We start from the raw sequence: 16700 nt of genomic DNA on the forward strand, positions 1-16700 counted from the left end.
TAAGCCTCACAGCGCCGATGGTACTGCAGGGGGGACCCTGTGGGAGAGTAGGACGCCGCCGAACTCCTTTTGAAGCTCCGGCTCTTGGGCACTGCCCAGGAGCCGGAGCTTTTTTGCGTTGAGGTAAAGTCAGTGAGCATCATTGGCTCGTTTCGCACAGGAGGCCCCCGGGTGGAGGTCCAGGAGACCCGTGTCCAAACGGACCGGGTCCTCACCATCCCCAACATCCTCAGCATGGCGCGGCTCGTCGGCGTACCCCTGTTCCTGTGGTTGATCCTCAGGCCGGAGTTCGGCGGCCCGAAGAGCGATGGGTGGGCCCTCCTCGTGCTGGCGTTCAGCGGGGTCAGCGACTATCTCGACGGCAAGCTCGCCCGGCGCTGGAATCAGATCAGCAGCCTCGGCCGGCTCCTCGACCCCGCCGCCGACCGCCTGTACGTGCTTTCCACGCTCCTGGGGCTCACCTGGCGGGAGATCCTGCCCCTGTGGCTGACCGCGCTGTTGCTGGCGCGAGAACTGGTTCTGCTGGTCATGGTGGGCATCCTCCGCCGGCACGGGTATCCGCCGCCCCAGGTGAACTTCCTCGGGAAGGCCGCCACGTTCAACTTGATGTACGCCTTCCCGCTCCTGCTGCTCAGTGACGGAAGTGGTTGGATCTCGTCACTCGCCGCTATTTTCGGATGGGCTTTCGCCGGATGGGGTACAACCCTGTATTGGTGGGCAGGAGTGCTCTACGTGGTACAGGTCCGCCGATTGGTTCGAGCGGACACCATGGCCGATTGAGCTCGGCGATTGTCCAGACATAACGCCTCGATGGCCCGCGGTGTAAAAGTGCGGGACAATCTGGACGGGTGAAGTCGGCTAGACCGTCGTCTCTTGGAGGAGGACGCTTCCGACATGAAGGCCGTCGTGATGGCCGGGGGCGAAGGCACACGCCTGCGCCCCATGACCTCTAGCATGCCCAAGCCGCTCCTGCCCGTGGCGAATCGCCCGATCATGGAGCATGTGCTACGGCTGCTCAAAAGGCACGGGCTCACCGAGACCGTCGTCACCGTGCAGTTCCTGGCATCGCTCGTAAAGAACTACTTCGGTGACGGCGAAGAGCTCGGCATGGAGCTCACCTATGCCAATGAGGAGAAGCCACTCGGTACCGCCGGAAGCGTCAAGAACGCCGAGGAGGCGTTGAAGGACGACGCCTTCCTTGTCATCTCCGGCGATGCCCTGACCGACTTCGACCTCACCGAGCTGATCAACTTCCACAAGGAGAAGGGCGCGCTGGTCACGGTCTGTCTGACCCGCGTGCCCAATCCCCTGGAGTTCGGCATCACCATCGTCGACGAGGAAGGCAAGGTCGAACGCTTCCTGGAGAAGCCGACCTGGGGACAGGTCTTCTCCGACACCGTGAACACGGGCATCTACGTCATGGAGCCCGAGGTCTTCGACTACGTCGATCCGGACGTACCCGTCGACTGGTCCGGTGACGTCTTCCCGCAGCTGATGAAGGAAGGCAAGCCGATCTACGGCTATGTCGCCGAGGGCTACTGGGAGGACGTCGGCACGCACGAGAGCTATGTGAAGGCCCAGGCCGACGTCCTCGAAGGCAAGGTCGACGTCGACATCGACGGCTTCGAGATCTCCCCCGGCGTGTGGGTGGCCGAGGGCGCAGATGTGCACCCCGACGCCGTACTGCGCGGGCCGCTGTACATCGGCGACTACGCGAAGGTCGAGGCCGGCGCGGAGATCCGCGAGCACACCGTGGTCGGCTCCAACGTCGTCGTCAAAAGCGGGGCCTTCCTGCACAAGGCCGTCGTGCACGACAACGTCTACATCGGGCAGCACAGCAATCTGCGTGGCTGTGTCGTCGGCAAGAACACCGACATCATGCGTGCCGCCCGGATCGAGGACGGCGCGGTCATCGGTGACGAGTGCCTGATCGGCGAGGAGTCGATCGTCCAGGGCAACGTCCGGGTGTACCCGTTCAAGACCATCGAGGCCGGCGCCTTCGTCAACACCTCGGTGATCTGGGAGTCACGCGGTCAGGCGCATCTGTTCGGCGCCCGCGGCGTCTCCGGCATCCTGAACGTGGAGATCACACCGGAGCTGGCGGTACGGCTCGCCGGTGCCTACGCGACGACCCTGAAGAAGGGCTCGACGGTCACCACGGCCCGCGACCACTCCCGCGGTGCCCGGGCGCTCAAGCGTGCGGTGATCTCCGCGCTCCAGGCCAGCGCCATCGACGTACGCGACCTGGAGAACGTGCCGCTGCCCGTGGCCCGGCAGCAGACCGCGCGGGGCAGCGCCGGCGGCATCATGATCCGCACCTCGCCCGGTGTCCCCGACTCCGTGGACATCATGTTCTTCGACGGGCAGGGCGGGGACCTCTCGCAGGGCGGCCAGCGCAAGCTCGACCGGGTGTTCGCGCGTCAGGAGTACCGGCGGGCGTTCCCGGGCGAGATCGGCGACCTGCACTTCCCGGCGAGCGTCTTCGACTCGTACACCGGGTCGCTGCTGCGCAACGTCGACACGACCGGGATAGCCGAGTCGGGGCTCAAGGTCGTCGTGGACGCCTCCAACGGCAGCGCCGGGCTGGTACTGCCCAGCCTGCTCGGCAAGCTCGGGGTGGACTCGCTGACCATCAACCCCGGTCTGGACGAGTCCCGGCCCACCGAGACGGCCGAGATGCGGCGCAAGGGGCTGGTGCGGCTCGGGGAGATAGTGGCGTCCTCGGGTGCCGCGTTCGGTGTGCGGTTCGACCCCGTCGGCGAGCGGCTGTCGCTCGTGGACGAGAAGGGCCGGATCATCGAGGACGACCGGGCGCTGCTGGTGATGCTGGACCTGGTGGCCGCCGAGCGGCGCAGCGGACGGGTGGCGCTCCCGGTCACCACGACCCGGATCGCCGAGCAGGTGGCCGCCTACCACGGCACCCAGGTCGAGTGGACCACCACGTCGCCGGACGACCTCACGCGCGTCGGGCGCGAAGAGGGCACCATCTTCGGCGGCGATGGCAAGGGCGGGTTCATCGTCCCCGAGTTCAGCGGCGTGTACGACGGCACCGCGGCCTTCGTACGGCTCATCGGGCTGGTGGCGCGCACGCAGCTCACGCTGAGCCAGATCGACGCCCGGATCCCGCGAGCGCACGTCCTCAAGCGCGATCTGGCGACGCCGTGGGCCGTCAAGGGCCTGGTGATGCGGCGCGTGGTCGAGGCCGCCGGGGACCGCTTCGTCGACACGACCGACGGTGTGCGGGTGGTGGAGACCGACGGGCGCTGGGTGATGGTGCTGCCCGACCCGGCCGAGGCGGTCACCCATCTGTGGGCGGAGGGCCCCGACGACGCCTCCGCGCAGGCCCTGCTGGACGAGTGGTCGGCCGTCGTGGACAGCGCCGGCCGGTGATCACGCACAGGCCCGGGGGCGTCGGCACGGCGTCCCCGGGCGGTACCGGACGGCTCGGGACGGAGTAAGGTCCCGCACGCGCGCGTGCCGGACAAGTGTCCCTCAAGGGGGCCTGTCCGGCACGCCGGTGGGGCCGTTCGGAGGTACTGCTCGCGACGTGCGACGATGTGCGGCATGCCGCAGCAACCCCCCGTTCGGAGCAGCCTCACGCGGCCGCAGCGCCCGGACGCCTCCATGTCGTTGATCACCAACGTCATGGACCACAGCCTCGACGACGGATACGCCGAGGCCGCCGCCCGGCGGAAGTCCGCGGGCGAGGGCGGTCTGCCGAAGACCCTGCGCGCCAAACTGGGCCTGGCCGCCGGGCTGGTCCTCGCGGCGCTGGTGGTGACCGTGGGCGCGGCCCAGGCGCGGGTGACGGCGCCCGTGGTGGCCAAGGAGCGCCAGGAGCTGATCGACCGCGTCGACAGCGAGACCGCGGACGCCGACCGGTTGGAGAGCACCGTCGACAAGCTGCGCGACGACGTCGACGCGCGCCGTCGGGCGGCCCTGAAGTCGAGCGGCGGCAGCGCCGAGGCGGACCTGGTGGGCCTGTTGTCGGGTGCCACCGCGGTGCACGGCCCCGGCGTCAGACTCGTCGTGAACGACGCCAAGGAGGCCGCCGGCGGCGGGGACGGCGGCAACCCCCGCGAGACGTCGGGCTTCTCCGACACCGGCCGGGTCCGGGACCGGGACATGCAGCGTGTGGTCAACGGACTGTGGGCGTCCGGGGCCGAGGCGGTCTCCGTCAACGGGCAGCGGCTGACCGCCCTGTCCGCGATCAGGGCCGCGGGTGACGCGATACTGGTCGACAACAGGCCGCTGGTACCGCCGTATACGGTGCTGGCGGTGGGGGACGGGCAGAGGTTGAGCACCAGGTTCCAGAACAGCGCCGACGGCCTGTACCTGCACGCCCTGGAGGAGAACTACGGGATCCGCGCCACCATCTCGACGGAGGGCGAGGTCCGGTTGCCCGCCGCTCCCAGTGTGATCGTACGTACAGCACAGCCGAAGTCCGAGAAAACCGGGAAGGGCACATCGTGATCGCCGTACTGGGCCTCGTCGTGGGAGTCGTGGCCGGCCTGTTGGTCCGGCCCGAGGTTCCGGCGGTCGTCGAGCCGTATCTGCCGATCGCCGTCGTCGCCGCGCTGGACGCCGTCTTCGGCGGTCTGCGGGCGATGCTGGACGGCATCTTCGACGACAAGGTCTTCGTGGTGTCGTTCCTGTCGAACGTGGTCGTCGCCGCCCTCATCGTGTTCCTGGGCGACAAGTTGGGCGTGGGCGCGCAGCTGTCCACGGGCGTGGTGGTCGTCCTGGGCATCCGGATCTTCTCCAACGCCGCGGCGATCCGACGGCACGTGTTCCGGGCGTGACCTCCATGAGCGACCAGAACGGCCAGAGCGGCCTGAACGAGCGGAACGACCGGAACGGGCGGAACGCCCACGGTGAGCCGGACGACCGGCCCGGGAACCGGCTGCGCAGGGAGCTGCCGGCCGAGGTGCCGGCGCCCGCGCCCGGCCGGCCGGCCGAGGAGCGGCCCCCGCAGTCGCTGACGGGGCGGCAGCGGCTCGTCAAGGGCCTGTGGCCGCCGCGGTTCACCCGGGCGCAACTCATCGTCGCCGTGCTGCTGTTCGGCCTCGGCTTCGGCCTGGCCGTGCAGGTGGCGTCGAACAGCGACACCGACAGCGCGCTGCGCGGCGCACGCCAGGAAGATCTTGTACGCATCCTCGATGAACTGGATTCGCGTACACAGCGTCTTGAGGACGAGAAGCAGGGACTCGAAAAGCAGCGTCAGGAACTGCAGAGCAGCTCCGACCAGGCCGCGGAGGCGCGCAGACAGACCGCCGAGAAGGCGAGGCAACTCGGCATCCTTGCGGGCACCGTGGCGGCACAGGGTCCCGGCATCACCATGACGATCGAGGACACGAAGGGGACGGTCAAGGCGGACATGCTGCTCGACGCGATCCAGGAGTTGCGCGCGGCCGGCGCGGAGGCGATCCAGGTCAACGGGGTCCGGGTGGTCGCCGGAACCTATTTCGCCGACTCCGACAGGAGTGTGAGCGTCGACGGGAACAAGATCAACGCACCGTATCGTTTCAGGGTCATCGGCAAGCCGCAGGACTTGGAGCCGGCGCTGAACATCCCTGGAGGCGTGGTGCAGACTCTGGAGAAAGAGCAGGCCACGGTGACCGTCGAGCGGTCGGACAAGATCGTCGTGGACGCCTTGCGGCGGGCGGAGCGGCCTGACTACGCTCGGTCGTCCTCCCAGTGAACCGGCGGCGCATGGGGGCTGTCGGGCAGGGGCAAGAGGTTGCGGGGGGTCGGCGCACCGAAGGGGTGGTGCGTGGTGGAAACTGTCTGGTGGTTACGGACGTTGTGAGAATGTCCGGCTCGGCCGGTGTAGGCAATCAGGGTTCGTCCTGCCCCACGGGCGGGTCTGTTTCGGTCAAGGGGAATCGCCCGTGAAGTTGTTTGCGAAGTTGTTCGGCAAGAGCGCGCGAGAGGGCAGCGACAACGCGACCGCTCGCCATCGCGCACAGCCTGACGCGGAGGGCCAGCGCCCGCTGTTCCGGGACCAGGTCGCTGGTCCGGGTGGTGACATTCAGGGAGGTCAGGGCGCGGCGTCAGTTGACCCTGCCCAGTCCGGCGGCATAGGTTTCGGGCAACCGTCAACCTCAGGTACGGGTGGAGGGTTCGCCTCCGGCCCGTACGCGTCCAATGCCCCGGCGGGGCAGCCGCGGCAGGAGGATCCGTCGATGTCGGTCCTGGTGTGTACGAGGTGCGGTAACCGCAATCCGGAGAACGCGCGGTTCTGTTCCCACTGCGGGGCGCCGCTGCGTCCCGGGCTGACGCCGGAGCGGGCCTCCGAGACGACGTCCACGATCTCGATCTCGGGGCTGGAGGCCTACGACTCCGAGGCGACCGGCCAGACGCCGTTGCCTATGCTCTCCCCGGAGGCACAGGCCGCGGTGGACGCGCTGCCGCCGGGTTCGGCGCTGCTCGTCGTGCGCCGGGGCCCGAACTCGGGCAGCCGCTTCCTGCTGGACGGTGACCTGACCACGGCCGGCCGGCACCCGCAGAGCGACATCTTCCTGGACGACGTGACGGTCTCCCGGCGGCACGTGGAGTTCCGGCGCTCCCCGGACGGCTCCTTCACGGTGGCCGACGTGGGCAGCCTGAACGGCACGTACGTCAACCGCGAGCGCATCGATCAGGTCGCCCTGTCGAACGGTGACGAGGTGCAGATCGGCAAGTACCGGCTGGTGTTCTACGCGAGCCGGCAGGGCTACTGACCCGCCCCCGGACGGTGTCCGGGGGAACCCCAGAGGGAAGGTCCATGCTTCAAACACCGAGCGGCGGTGCCGGAAGCGGTACCGCCGCCAGGGACAGTGGGCTGATGAGCATCGGCACGGTGCTGAACGTGCTGCGCGACGAGTTCCCCGAAGTCACCATCTCCAAGATCCGCTTCCTGGAGTCGGAGGGGCTCGTCGAGCCGCGGCGGACCCCGTCGGGGTACCGCAAGTTCAGCGCCGGGGATGTCGAGCGCCTCGGCCACATCCTGCGGATGCAGCGGGACCACTATCTGCCGCTCAAGGTGATCCGGGAGCACTTGGACGCCATGGAGCGGGGCGAGGCCGTCCCATTGCCCCTGGTCGGGCGCCAGCGCACCGCGCAGGACGCCGCGGCGGCCGTGGAGGGCCCCACGGTGGCCAGGGTGGGCCGGGCCGAGCTGCTGGCCGCGGCGGACATCGACGAGGGCGAGCTGAAGGAGTGGGAGTCCTACGGGCTCATCGCTCCGCTGGAGGACGGGGCGTACGACGCCGAGGCCGTCACGGTGGCCGCGCTGGTGGCCGAGCTGGGCCGGTTCGGGATCGAGCCGCGCCACCTGCGGGTGATGAAGGCCGCCGCGGACCGTGAGGCGGGCCTGGTCGACCAGATCGTGGCCCCGCTCAAGCGTCACCGGAACCCGCAGACCAGGGCGCACGCCGAGGCGCGTACGAAGGAGCTGGCGGACCTCACGATGAAGCTGCACGCGGCCTTGGTGAAGACCGCTCTCGGTGTGCGGATCCCGTGAAACAAGGGGGTCTCGGGCGGCCGGATCGGGCACCTGTTCCCGGCCCGACTACCCAAACGTCCCGGGCACGGCCTAGGGTTGCTGTGTGAACGAGCTCGATGTCGTAGGTGTCCGGGTCGAAATGCCCTCCAACCAACCGATCGTGCTCCTGCGCGAAGTGGGGGGCGACCGTTATCTCCCCATCTGGATCGGGCCGGGGGAGGCGACGGCGATCGCCTTCGCCCAGCAGGGCATGGCCCCCGCGCGACCGCTGACCCACGACCTGTTCAAGGACGTGCTGGAGGCCGTCGGCCAGGAGCTGACCGAGGTGCGCATCACCGATCTGCGAGAAGGCGTCTTCTACGCGGAGCTGGTGTTCGCCAGTGGGGTCGAGGTCAGCGCCCGCCCCTCCGATGCCATAGCGCTGGCTCTGCGCACCGGTACGCCGATCTTCGGCAGTGACACGGTGCTGGACGACGCGGGCATCGCCATTCCGGACGAGCAGGAGGACGAGGTGGAGAAGTTCCGGGAGTTCCTCGACCAGATCTCCCCCGAGGACTTCGGCACCAGCAGCCAGTGAGCGCTCCGCCCGGCCCGCCGGACCAGGTGCTTTGCCCGGCGAGGTCGGCGGATGCGCACGGTCGGCGTCCTGGCACCTGCCTGTGGCAGTGAGAGCGTCCTACGGCTCGCCGCGAGCGCATTCGGCTAGCCTTTCCCCGCGGTGGGACACGGGAAACCACTCCTAGGGTGATTATCACTCGGCGTGCCGAGTGTGGCGATCGTTGACGCACCCCTGGTGACTGCCTACCGTCGAGAAGGCAGGTCAAGGACGGAGGTCGGCGTGAGAACCAGCGGCGACGGTACGGTCGGGGGTGCCCCGGGACGCGCTTTCGGGGAGAGCGGTCCGTACCCGCCCCCGAGTTCGCGGCTGCGTTCAGGCGGGGGACATGCCCATCCCGGCGGCGCGGTGGAGCACGCTCCGCAGCTGCCGACGGCGGTGCCGAACGGCGGAGGGGTGGCGTCCATGACGTCCGAGCAGATCGGCTACCGCGGGCCCACGGCCTGCGCTGCCGCCGGCATCACCTACCGGCAGCTGGACTACTGGGCCCGTACCGGTCTGGTCGAGCCCAGCGTGCGGCCCGCCTACGGGTCGGGCACCCAGCGGCTGTACAGCTTCCGGGACGTCGTCGTCCTGAAGATCGTGAAGCGTTTTCTGGACACGGGCGTATCGCTGCAGAACATCCGCACAGCCGTGCAGCACCTCCGGGAACGCGGTTTCCGCGACCTGGAGCGGATGACCCTGATGAGTGACGGCGCCACCGTGTACGAGTGCTCCTCGCCGGACGAGGTGCACGCGCTGCTCCAGGGCGGTCAGGGCATCTTCGGAATCGCCGTCGGCGTGGTGTGGCGGGATGTGGAAAGCGCTCTCTCCCAGCTGCACGGCGAGCGCGTCGACACCGGCGAGACGCTGGTCGGGCACAACCCGGCGGACGAGTTGGCGCGGCGCCGCAACCGGGCGGTCTGACGCTGCCGCGTCCGGGCGGTCCGGCGCATCGCGCTGAGGCGGTCCGGCGTGTCGAACTCAAAGGCGGTCCGGCGTGTCGAGCTCATAGGCGGTCCGGTATGACGCTTACGGCCGGTCCGAACCGGCCGGTTCCGCCGACGGGCGCACCCGGCTCGACCGCATTGTCAGTGCCGTGGTGCAGCATCGGAGATGTGAGAAACACGCCCACGATCCTGCATCTCGACATGGATGCCTTCTTCGCCTCGGTGGAGCAGGCGTCCAAGCCGAGCCTGCGCGGGAAGGCGGTCGTCGTGGGCGGGCTCGGACCGCGCGGTGTGGTGGCCACCGCGTCGTACGAGGCACGGGTGTTCGGGGTCCACTCGGCGATGCCCATGGCCCAGGCGCGCCGGCTGGCACCCAACGCCGCCTATCTGGTGCCGCGCTTCACCCTGTACCGGACGATCAGCGAGCAGGTGATGGCGCTGCTGCGGGAGCTGTCGCCGCTGGTGGAGCCGCTGAGCCTGGACGAGGCGTTCGTGGACCTGGAGGCCGGGGGAACGGCGTGGGACGAGGAGTCGGCGCGCCGGGCCGGGCAGAAGCTGCGGGCGGACATCCGCGCGGTCACCGGGCTCACCGGCTCGGTGGGGCTCGCCGCCTCCAAGATGCTCGCGAAGATCGCCTCCGAGCAGGCCAAGCCGGACGGGCTGGTGCTGATCGAGCCGGGTACCGAGCGGGACATGCTGGCGCCCATGCCGGTGCGTACGCTGCCGGGGGTCGGGCCGGCCACCGGGGACCATCTGCGCAGGGCCGGGATCACCACGGTGCAGGAACTGGCGGAGGCCGGCGAGGACGAACTGGTCCGGCTGCTCGGCAAGGCACACGGGCAGGCGCTGTACGCGATGGCGCACGCCCGGGACGAGCGGCCGGTGGTGGCCGAGCGGGAAGCCAAGTCGGTGTCGGTGGAGGACACCTACGACGTGGACATCCACGACCGGCTGCGGGTCGGCCTGGAGGTGCAGCGGCTGGCCGACCGGTGTGTGCGGCGGCTGCGCGGGGCCGGGCTGTCCGGGCGGACCATCGTGCTCAAGGTGCGGCGGTACGACTTCTCGACCCTGACCCGCTCGGAGACGCTCAGAGGACCCACGGACGATCCCGTCGTCATCCGCGAGGCGGCGGCGCGGCTGCTGGACTCCGTGGACACCACCGGCGGGGTGCGGCTGCTCGGGGTCGGGGTCTCCGGGCTCGCCGACTACACCCAGGAGGACCTGTTCGCGCAGGCCATGCCGGTGCCCGTGGTGGAGGAGCCGGAGGAGACCGCCGTCGCCGTCGAGGCGGAGCGGCCGGAGCCCGTCGAACGGCAGTGGCGGGCCGGGCAGGATGTGCGGCACGCCGAGTACGGGCCCGGCTGGGTGCAGGGGAGCGGGCTGGGGAGAGTGACGGTGCGGTTCGAGACGCCTCAGTCCGGGCCGGGGCGTGTGCGGACGTTCTTTGCCGACGATCCTGCGCTGGAGTCGGCGGATCCGTTGCCGTTGGTCGGGGATCACTTTTCCCACCCACTCGCCCGTCCCGGTACGCCGAAAGACGACCGCCACGGGGCTCCGCCCCGGACCCCGGAGGGGTCCGACCCCCGGGCGGAGCCGCCCGTCCCGGAGGAAACCCGCCCCCGGGTGGAGCCGCCGGTCCCGGAGGGATCCCAAGCCGAGGAGGGGCCTCCCGCCCTGGAGGAGCCACCCGCCCCGGAAGGGCCCCGCGCCCTGGCGGAGTCCCCTGTGGAGGAGTCGTCCGTCCTGGAGGGATCCCACGTTGCGGAAGAGAGCCGTGCCTGGGGTGGGGGCCGCGCGCCGGAAGCGGCCGGCGCCTGAAACGCGGTCCGGGTTGCGGAAGAGATCCTCGCCTGGGGAGGGGGTCGTGCTCCGGGGCATGGCCGAGGGCGGGGGAGGTTCGCGCTTGGCGTGGGCCTGTGTGCTGGAAGTGGTCGGTGCCTGAAACGCGGTCCGGGTGGGGAAGAGGGGCACGCTCAGGCGGTGGACCGTGCTTCGGAGATGGCCGAAGGCGGGGGGGTGCGTGTGTATCGGAAGCGGCCGGCGCTTGGAACGTGGCCCGGCTTACGGAAGGGGCTCCCACCCAGGGAGGGGCCCCGGGCTGGGGGCGGGCCTCGTTCGGGTCGGGGCCTGGGGGCGGCATGGGGATGGGCCTTGGAGGGTGGCCGCGGCCGGGGGCCGGGGGCCGGGGTGGCCGTGGTTGGGACAGGGGCAGGACTATGTCGCGGGCGGGGAGACGTGCTGGGGGAGGGGGAGGGCGGGTCAGGTTTCTTCCGAGCCTGCCAGTCTGCCGAAGTCGTGGTCCGGGAGCGGGGGAGGGGAGGCCGCGTCGAGGCCGTAGTGGTGGTAGAGCTGGAGTTCCTGCTCGGGGGAGAGGTGGCGGCCCACGCCGAAGTCGGGGGCGTCCTTGATCAGGGCGCGGTCGAAGGGGACGCGCAGCGTGCCGTCGACGAGTTCGCTGGGCCCCAGGGGCACCAAGACGTCCCGGGAGAACAGGCCGGTGCGTACGGCCGCCCACTCGGGCACGCCGGTCGCGTCGTCCAGGTACACCTCGTCGATCGTGCCGATCTTGGCGCCCTCGCGGTCGAACGCCTTGCGGCCGATCAGGCTGCGCGGATCGATGTCGGTCTGCACGGTCCCTCTCCCTCCACGTGGTCGCAACTCATCCGTAAGCACTACGAAAGAGCACATTGGGGGAGGCGGCCACTTGAAGGCTGCCCCATTGACCCCGCTGGTAGGCTGACAGCGGCTGCTGACCCCGCGCGGGAGAGTCCTCCGACCCACCTCGGAGGCGCCGAAGGAGCAACTCCTCCCCGGAATCTCTCAGGCTCACGTACCGCACGGACGAGGTCACTCTGGAAAGCAGGGCGGGCGTCGACGGCTCCCGCCCTCACCGACGGTGAAAGCCGGTGCCCGCGGGCGTCCGGTGAAGCTCTCAGGTGCAGATGACAGAGGGGGAGGCCGTCGGGGTACCCGCGCCGGGGTGCCCCTCGCAGGTCGCGTCAGACCAGGAGGCCTCCGCAATGACCGCCCATCGCATTCCGCTCTCCGAACTCGAAGCGGGCACCCCGTTCGAGCAGCGCCACATCGGGCCCGACCAGGAGGCGCGGGCCAAGATGCTCGCGCAGGTCGGGTACGGCTCGCTGGACGAGCTGACCGCCGCCGCGGTCCCGGATGTGATCAAGAACGCCGACTCCCTGGACCTGCCGGGCGCCCGCACCGAGGCCGAGGTGCTCGCCGAACTGCGTTCGCTCGCCGACCGCAACCAGGTCCTGCGCTCCATGATCGGCCTGGGCTACCACGGCACCTTCACCCCGCCCGTCATCCTGCGCAACGTCATGGAGAACCCCGCCTGGTACACGGCCTACACGCCGTACCAGCCGGAGATCTCCCAGGGCCGTCTGGAGGCCCTGCTGAACTTCCAGACGATGGTCGCCGAGCTGACCGGGCTGCCCACCTCCGGCGCCTCCCTGCTGGACGAGGGCACGGCCGCCGCCGAGGCGATGGCCCTGTCCCGGCGCATGGGCAAGAACAAGAAGGGCCTGTTCCTGGTCGACGCGGACGCGCTGCCGCAGACCATCGCCGTGATCGAGACCCGTGCCGAGCCGACCGGCGTGGAGGTCGTCGTCGCCGACCTGTCCGCCGGCATCCCCGCGGAGATCGCCGAGCGCGAGATCAACGGTGTGCTGATCCAGTACCCGGGCGCCTCCGGTGCCGTACGGGACCTCAAGCCCGTCATCGACCAGGCGCACGAGTTGGGCGCCCTGGTGACCGTGGCCGCCGACCTGCTCGCCCTGACCCTGCTGACCTCGCCGGGTGAGCTGGGCGCGGACATCGCCGTAGGCACCACCCAGCGCTTCGGCGTGCCCATGGGCTTCGGCGGCCCGCACGCCGGCTACATGGCCGTACACGAGAAGTTCGCGCGCAGCCTGCCCGGCCGCCTGGTCGGCGTCTCCGTCGACGTCGACGGCCACAAGGCCTACCGGCTCGCGCTGCAGACCCGTGAGCAGCACATCCGCCGGGAGAAGGCCACCAGCAACATCTGTACCGCGCAGGTGCTGCTCGCCGTGATGGCCGGCATGTACGCCGTCTACCACGGTCCCGAGGGGCTGCAGACCATCGCGCGGCGTACGCACCGCTACGCCACCCTCCTCGCCGAGGGCCTGAAGGCCGCCGGTGTCGAGGTCGTCCACGGCGCGTTCTTCGACACGGTCACCGCGCGCGTGCCGGGCAAGGCCGCCGCGATCGTCGCCGCCGCCCGGGACAAGGGCGTCAACCTGCGGCTGGTCGACGCCGACCACGTCTCCGTGGCCTGTGACGAGACCACCGACCGGGCCGGGCTGGACGCCGTCTGGTCCGCCTTCGGCGTCGAGGCCGACATCGAGGCGCTGGACGCGACCGCCGAGGACACCCTGCCCGAGGCGCTGCTGCGCACCGACGCCTACCTCACCCACCCGGTCTTCCACCAGCACCGCTCCGAGACCGCCATGCTGCGTTACCTGCGCAGGCTGGCCGACCGCGACTACGCGCTCGACCGCGGCATGATCCCGCTGGGCTCCTGCACCATGAAGCTCAACGCGACCACGGAGATGGAGCCGGTCACCTGGCCCGAGTTCGGGCAGCTGCACCCCTTCGCGCCCGCCGAGCAGGCGCAGGGCTACCTCACCCTCATCCGTGAGCTGGAGGACCGGCTCGCGGAGGTCACCGGCTACGACAAGGTCTCCCTCCAGCCGAACGCCGGCTCCCAGGGCGAGCTGGCCGGTCTGCTCGCCGTCCGCGGCTACCACCGCGCCAACGGCGACGAGCAGCGCACCGTCTGCCTGATCCCGTCCTCCGCGCACGGCACCAACGCCGCCAGCGCCGTGATGGCCGGCATGAAGGTCGTCGTCGTCAAGACCGCCGAGGACGGCGAGATCGACGTCGAGGACCTGCGCGCCAAGATCGAGCAGTACCGTGACGAGCTGGCGGTGCTGATGATCACCTACCCGTCCACGCACGGTGTGTTCGAGGAGCACGTCGCCGACATCTGCGCCCGGGTTCACGAGGCCGGCGGCCAGGTGTACGTCGACGGAGCCAACCTCAACGCGCTCGTCGGCCTCGCCAAGCCGGGCCACTTCGGCGGTGACGTCTCGCACCTGAACCTGCACAAGACCTTCTGCATCCCGCACGGCGGCGGCGGTCCGGGTGTCGGTCCGGTCGCGGTCCGGTCGCACCTCGCGCCGTACCTGCCGAACCACCCGCTCCAGCCGGAGGCCGGTCCGGAGACGGGCGTGGGCCCGATCTCGGCGGCCCCGTGGGGCAGCGCCGGCATCCTGCCCATCTCCTGGGCGTACGTCCGGCTGATGGGCGGCGAGGGCCTGAAGCGGGCCACCCAGGTGGCCGTGCTGTCGGCGAACTACATCGCCAAGCGCCTGGAGCCGCACTACCCGGTGCTCTACACCGGCCCCGGCGGCCTGGTCGCGCACGAGTGCATCATCGACCTGCGCCCGATCACCAAGGCGACCGGCGTGAGCGTGGACGACGTCGCCAAGCGCCTGATCGACTACGGCTTCCACGCGCCGACCATGTCCTTCCCGGTGGCCGGCACGCTGATGATCGAGCCGACCGAGTCGGAGGACCTCACCGAGCTGGACCGTTTCTGCGACGCGATGATCGCCATCCGCGCGGAGATCGAGAAGGTCGGCTCGGGCGAGTGGCCCGCGGAGGACAACCCGCTGCGGAACGCCCCGCACACCGCGGCGGCGCTGGGCGGCGAATGGGCGCACGCCTACAGCCGTGAGGAGGCCGTCTTCCCGGCCGGTGTCTCCGCCGCCGACAAGTACTGGCCGCCGGTGCGCCGCATCGACCAGGCCTACGGCGACCGCAACCTGGTGTGCTCCTGCCCGCCGCTGGACGCCTACGAGGACTGAGCGAACCCGCTCCCGAAAGGCCCCGCCCGGAACCCGGGCGGGGCCTTCTGCGCTGCTACGGTGCCGCCAGCGAGACCTCGGTCGCCTTGATCAGGGCGATGACCTCGGAGCCCGCGAAGAGGCCGAGGTCGGCGACCGCGTCCCTGGTGATGACGGCGGTGAGCTCACCGGCGGCCGTGGCGATCCTCACGGAGGCCATGACCTCGCCCGGGCGGACCTCGGTGACGGTGCCGGGGAACCGGTTGCGGATGGACAGCCCCTCGGCCTGGCGGGCGGCGACGGCGACCTCGGTGGACTTCACCAGGGCGTGCACGGGCCGGCCGGGGGCGAGGGAGAGCTGCTCGGCGGCCTCCCGGGTGATGGCGGCCAGCAGGGGCGGGCCGCCGTCCAGCCGGACCTTGACGGTCGCCATCACCCGGCCTGCGTGGACCTCGGTGACGGTGCCGGGCAACTGGTTGCGGATGCTCAGGGTCATGGGCACCCACGGTAGGACGCGGGCCCGGTCAAGCCGGGTATGCGTGGGTCTGCGTCGCTTTCACCGTCGCCCAGACCGGTGTACCGGGGCGCAGGTCCAGCTCGGCGGCGGCCACCGTCGTCAGATCCGCGGCGAGCGGCAGTTCGCCGGTGAGGTCGGCGCGGATCCGGTCGCCGTGCGTCTCCAGGCCGGCGACCTCGCAGCGCCACAGGGTGCGGGCGCTCGCTCCGGAGGGCCGGTCCCGGAACAGGGTCACGGCGGAGGGCGGGAACGCCACGAAGGCCGGCCCGGACAGCTCCTCCGTCGTCGTGATCGCGGGCCCGGCGTCGAGCCGTACGGTGTGCCCCGCGGCCCGCCCCCGGTAGAGGTTGAGGCCGACGAGCCGGGCGATGTAGTCCGTGCGCGGGTGCCGGGCGATGTCGGCCGGGGTGCCCTGCTGCACGACCCTGCCGTGCTCCACGACCACCAGCCGGTCCGCGAGCACCATGGCGTCCAGCGGGTCGTGGGTGACCAGGACGGAGACGGCCTCGAACTCCGCCAGATGGCGGCGGAGTCCGGCGCGGACCTCCAGCCGGGTGCGGGCGTCCAGGGCCGCCAGCGGCTCGTCCAGGAGCAGCAGGCGGGGGCGGGTGGCGAGGGCGCGGGCGAGGGCCACGCGCTGGGCCTGGCCGCCGGACAGACGGCGTGGCTTGGTGGCCGCGTGGCCGGCGAGGCCCATGCGGTCCAGCCAGGCCGCCGCCAGGGCGCGGGCCTCGGTCTTGCCCGTGCCCTGGCAGCGGGGGCCGAAGGCGACGTTGTCGAGGGCGGAGAGATGGGGGAAGAGCAGGTAGTCCTGGAAGACGACGCCGACCGGGCGGGACTCGGGGGGCGTGTTCTGCAGGGGGGTGCCGTCCAGGCGCAGGTGGCCGTCCGTCAGGGGGGTGAGGCCGGCGAGGGCGCGCAGGGCGGTGGTCTTGCCGGCGCCGTTGGGGCCGAGCAGGGCCACGACCTCGCCGGGGGCGGCCGTCAGGGTGATGTCCAGGCGGAAGCCGGGGCGGTCGACCACGAGGTGGGCGTCGAGGCCGTGGGCGGGGGACGGGAGGGGCTGACCCTGCCGGCCTTCGGCCGGACCAGGGTTCCCACCGGCACCACCCGTGCGGCTTTCGTCGTCGGCTGCGGGTGGCCCCGGCGGGGGCGGAGCGCCGTCGGCGGCCGCGGGTGGGGGTGGAGTGGCGGCCCCGTCGGCGGTGGCGGTGGGGTGGTCCGGGGTGGTGGCCGTGCGGGGCGTTGAGGTGGTGTGTGTGGGGGT

At 70.9% G+C, this 16700-nt stretch carries 14 protein-coding genes, 1 rRNA gene and 1 riboswitch; of the genes, 12 read left to right on the forward strand and 3 right to left on the reverse strand.

The genetic code is table 11. The features are described from left to right. From rrf to ABD350_RS27545, 11 genes are all read left to right on the forward strand, one after another. Positions 1-64 (forward strand): 5S ribosomal RNA (gene rrf, locus ABD350_RS38030); the annotation flags it as partial. Between the two features lie 107 nt (positions 65-171). Next, complete coding sequence (gene clsA / locus ABD350_RS27500) at positions 172-780, forward strand: cardiolipin synthase ClsA (protein WP_344351237.1); 609 nt, start codon at positions 172-174, stop codon at positions 778-780. A gap of 114 nt (positions 781-894) precedes the next feature. Beyond that, entirely contained in the window at positions 895-3390 is a 2496-nt protein-coding gene (locus tag ABD350_RS27505) for a sugar phosphate nucleotidyltransferase (RefSeq protein WP_344351240.1), read from the forward strand. A gap of 165 nt (positions 3391-3555) precedes the next feature. Further along, entirely contained in the window at positions 3556-4473 is a 918-nt protein-coding gene (locus ABD350_RS27510; protein ID WP_344351242.1) for a DUF881 domain-containing protein, read from the forward strand. After that, complete coding sequence (locus ABD350_RS27515; protein WP_003988855.1) at positions 4470-4802, forward strand: small basic family protein; 333 nt, start codon at positions 4470-4472, stop codon at positions 4800-4802. The genes ABD350_RS27510 and ABD350_RS27515 overlap by 4 nt, the downstream gene beginning before the upstream one ends. 5 nt (positions 4803-4807) lie before the next feature. After that, positions 4808-5701 carry a DUF881 domain-containing protein gene (locus ABD350_RS27520; RefSeq protein ID WP_344351244.1) on the forward strand — a complete coding sequence of 298 codons (894 nt, stop codon included), beginning with the start codon at positions 4808-4810 and terminating at the stop codon, positions 5699-5701. 190 nt (positions 5702-5891) lie between these two features. Further along, positions 5892-6722 carry an FHA domain-containing protein gene (locus ABD350_RS27525; protein ID WP_189998659.1) on the forward strand — a complete coding sequence of 277 codons (831 nt, stop codon included), beginning with the start codon at positions 5892-5894 and terminating at the stop codon, positions 6720-6722. Between the two features lie 44 nt (positions 6723-6766). Then, positions 6767-7504, forward strand: a complete 738-nt coding sequence (gene ftsR, locus ABD350_RS27530) for a transcriptional regulator FtsR (protein ID WP_189998657.1) — start codon at positions 6767-6769, stop codon at positions 7502-7504. An 85-nt stretch (positions 7505-7589) separates the two neighbouring features. Then, positions 7590-8063, forward strand: coding sequence for a bifunctional nuclease family protein (locus tag ABD350_RS27535; protein WP_037684412.1), 474 nt, complete (start codon positions 7590-7592; stop codon positions 8061-8063). A 261-nt stretch (positions 8064-8324) separates the two neighbouring features. Continuing rightward, on the forward strand, positions 8325-9008 hold the full coding sequence (locus ABD350_RS27540; protein WP_344351253.1) for a MerR family transcriptional regulator: 684 nt from the start codon (positions 8325-8327) through the stop codon (positions 9006-9008). A 191-nt stretch (positions 9009-9199) separates the two neighbouring features. After that, entirely contained in the window at positions 9200-10849 is a 1650-nt protein-coding gene (locus ABD350_RS27545) for a DNA polymerase IV (protein WP_344351256.1), read from the forward strand. Positions 10850-11290: 441 nt separating this feature from the next. On the opposite strand, the gene ABD350_RS27550 is transcribed toward ABD350_RS27545, so the two are convergent. Continuing rightward, positions 11291-11662, reverse strand: a complete 372-nt coding sequence (locus tag ABD350_RS27550) for a PRC-barrel domain-containing protein (RefSeq protein WP_344351259.1) — start codon at positions 11660-11662, stop codon at positions 11291-11293. A 119-nt stretch (positions 11663-11781) separates the two neighbouring features. Next, a riboswitch (glycine riboswitch) is annotated at positions 11782-11877 on the forward strand. A 174-nt stretch (positions 11878-12051) separates the two neighbouring features. On the opposite strand from ABD350_RS27550, the gene gcvP reads away from it, so the two are divergent. Next, entirely contained in the window at positions 12052-14937 is a 2886-nt protein-coding gene (gene gcvP / locus ABD350_RS27555) for an aminomethyl-transferring glycine dehydrogenase (RefSeq protein ID WP_344351261.1), read from the forward strand. Between the two features lie 55 nt (positions 14938-14992). Here gcvP and ABD350_RS27560 read toward each other — a convergent pair whose 3' ends face one another. Further along, the gene (locus ABD350_RS27560) at positions 14993-15412 is read right to left on the reverse strand and encodes a TOBE domain-containing protein (protein ID WP_344351263.1); all 420 of its coding nucleotides are present in this window, start codon (positions 15410-15412) and stop codon (positions 14993-14995) included. 28 nt (positions 15413-15440) lie between these two features. Continuing rightward, on the reverse strand, positions 15441-16457 hold the full coding sequence (locus ABD350_RS27565) for an ABC transporter ATP-binding protein (RefSeq protein ID WP_344351265.1): 1017 nt from the start codon (positions 16455-16457) through the stop codon (positions 15441-15443). Between the last annotated feature and the right edge of the window lie 243 nt (positions 16458-16700).

The organism is Streptomyces nogalater, assembly GCF_039532885.1.
Lineage (GTDB): Bacteria > Actinomycetota > Actinomycetes > Streptomycetales > Streptomycetaceae > Streptomyces > Streptomyces nogalater.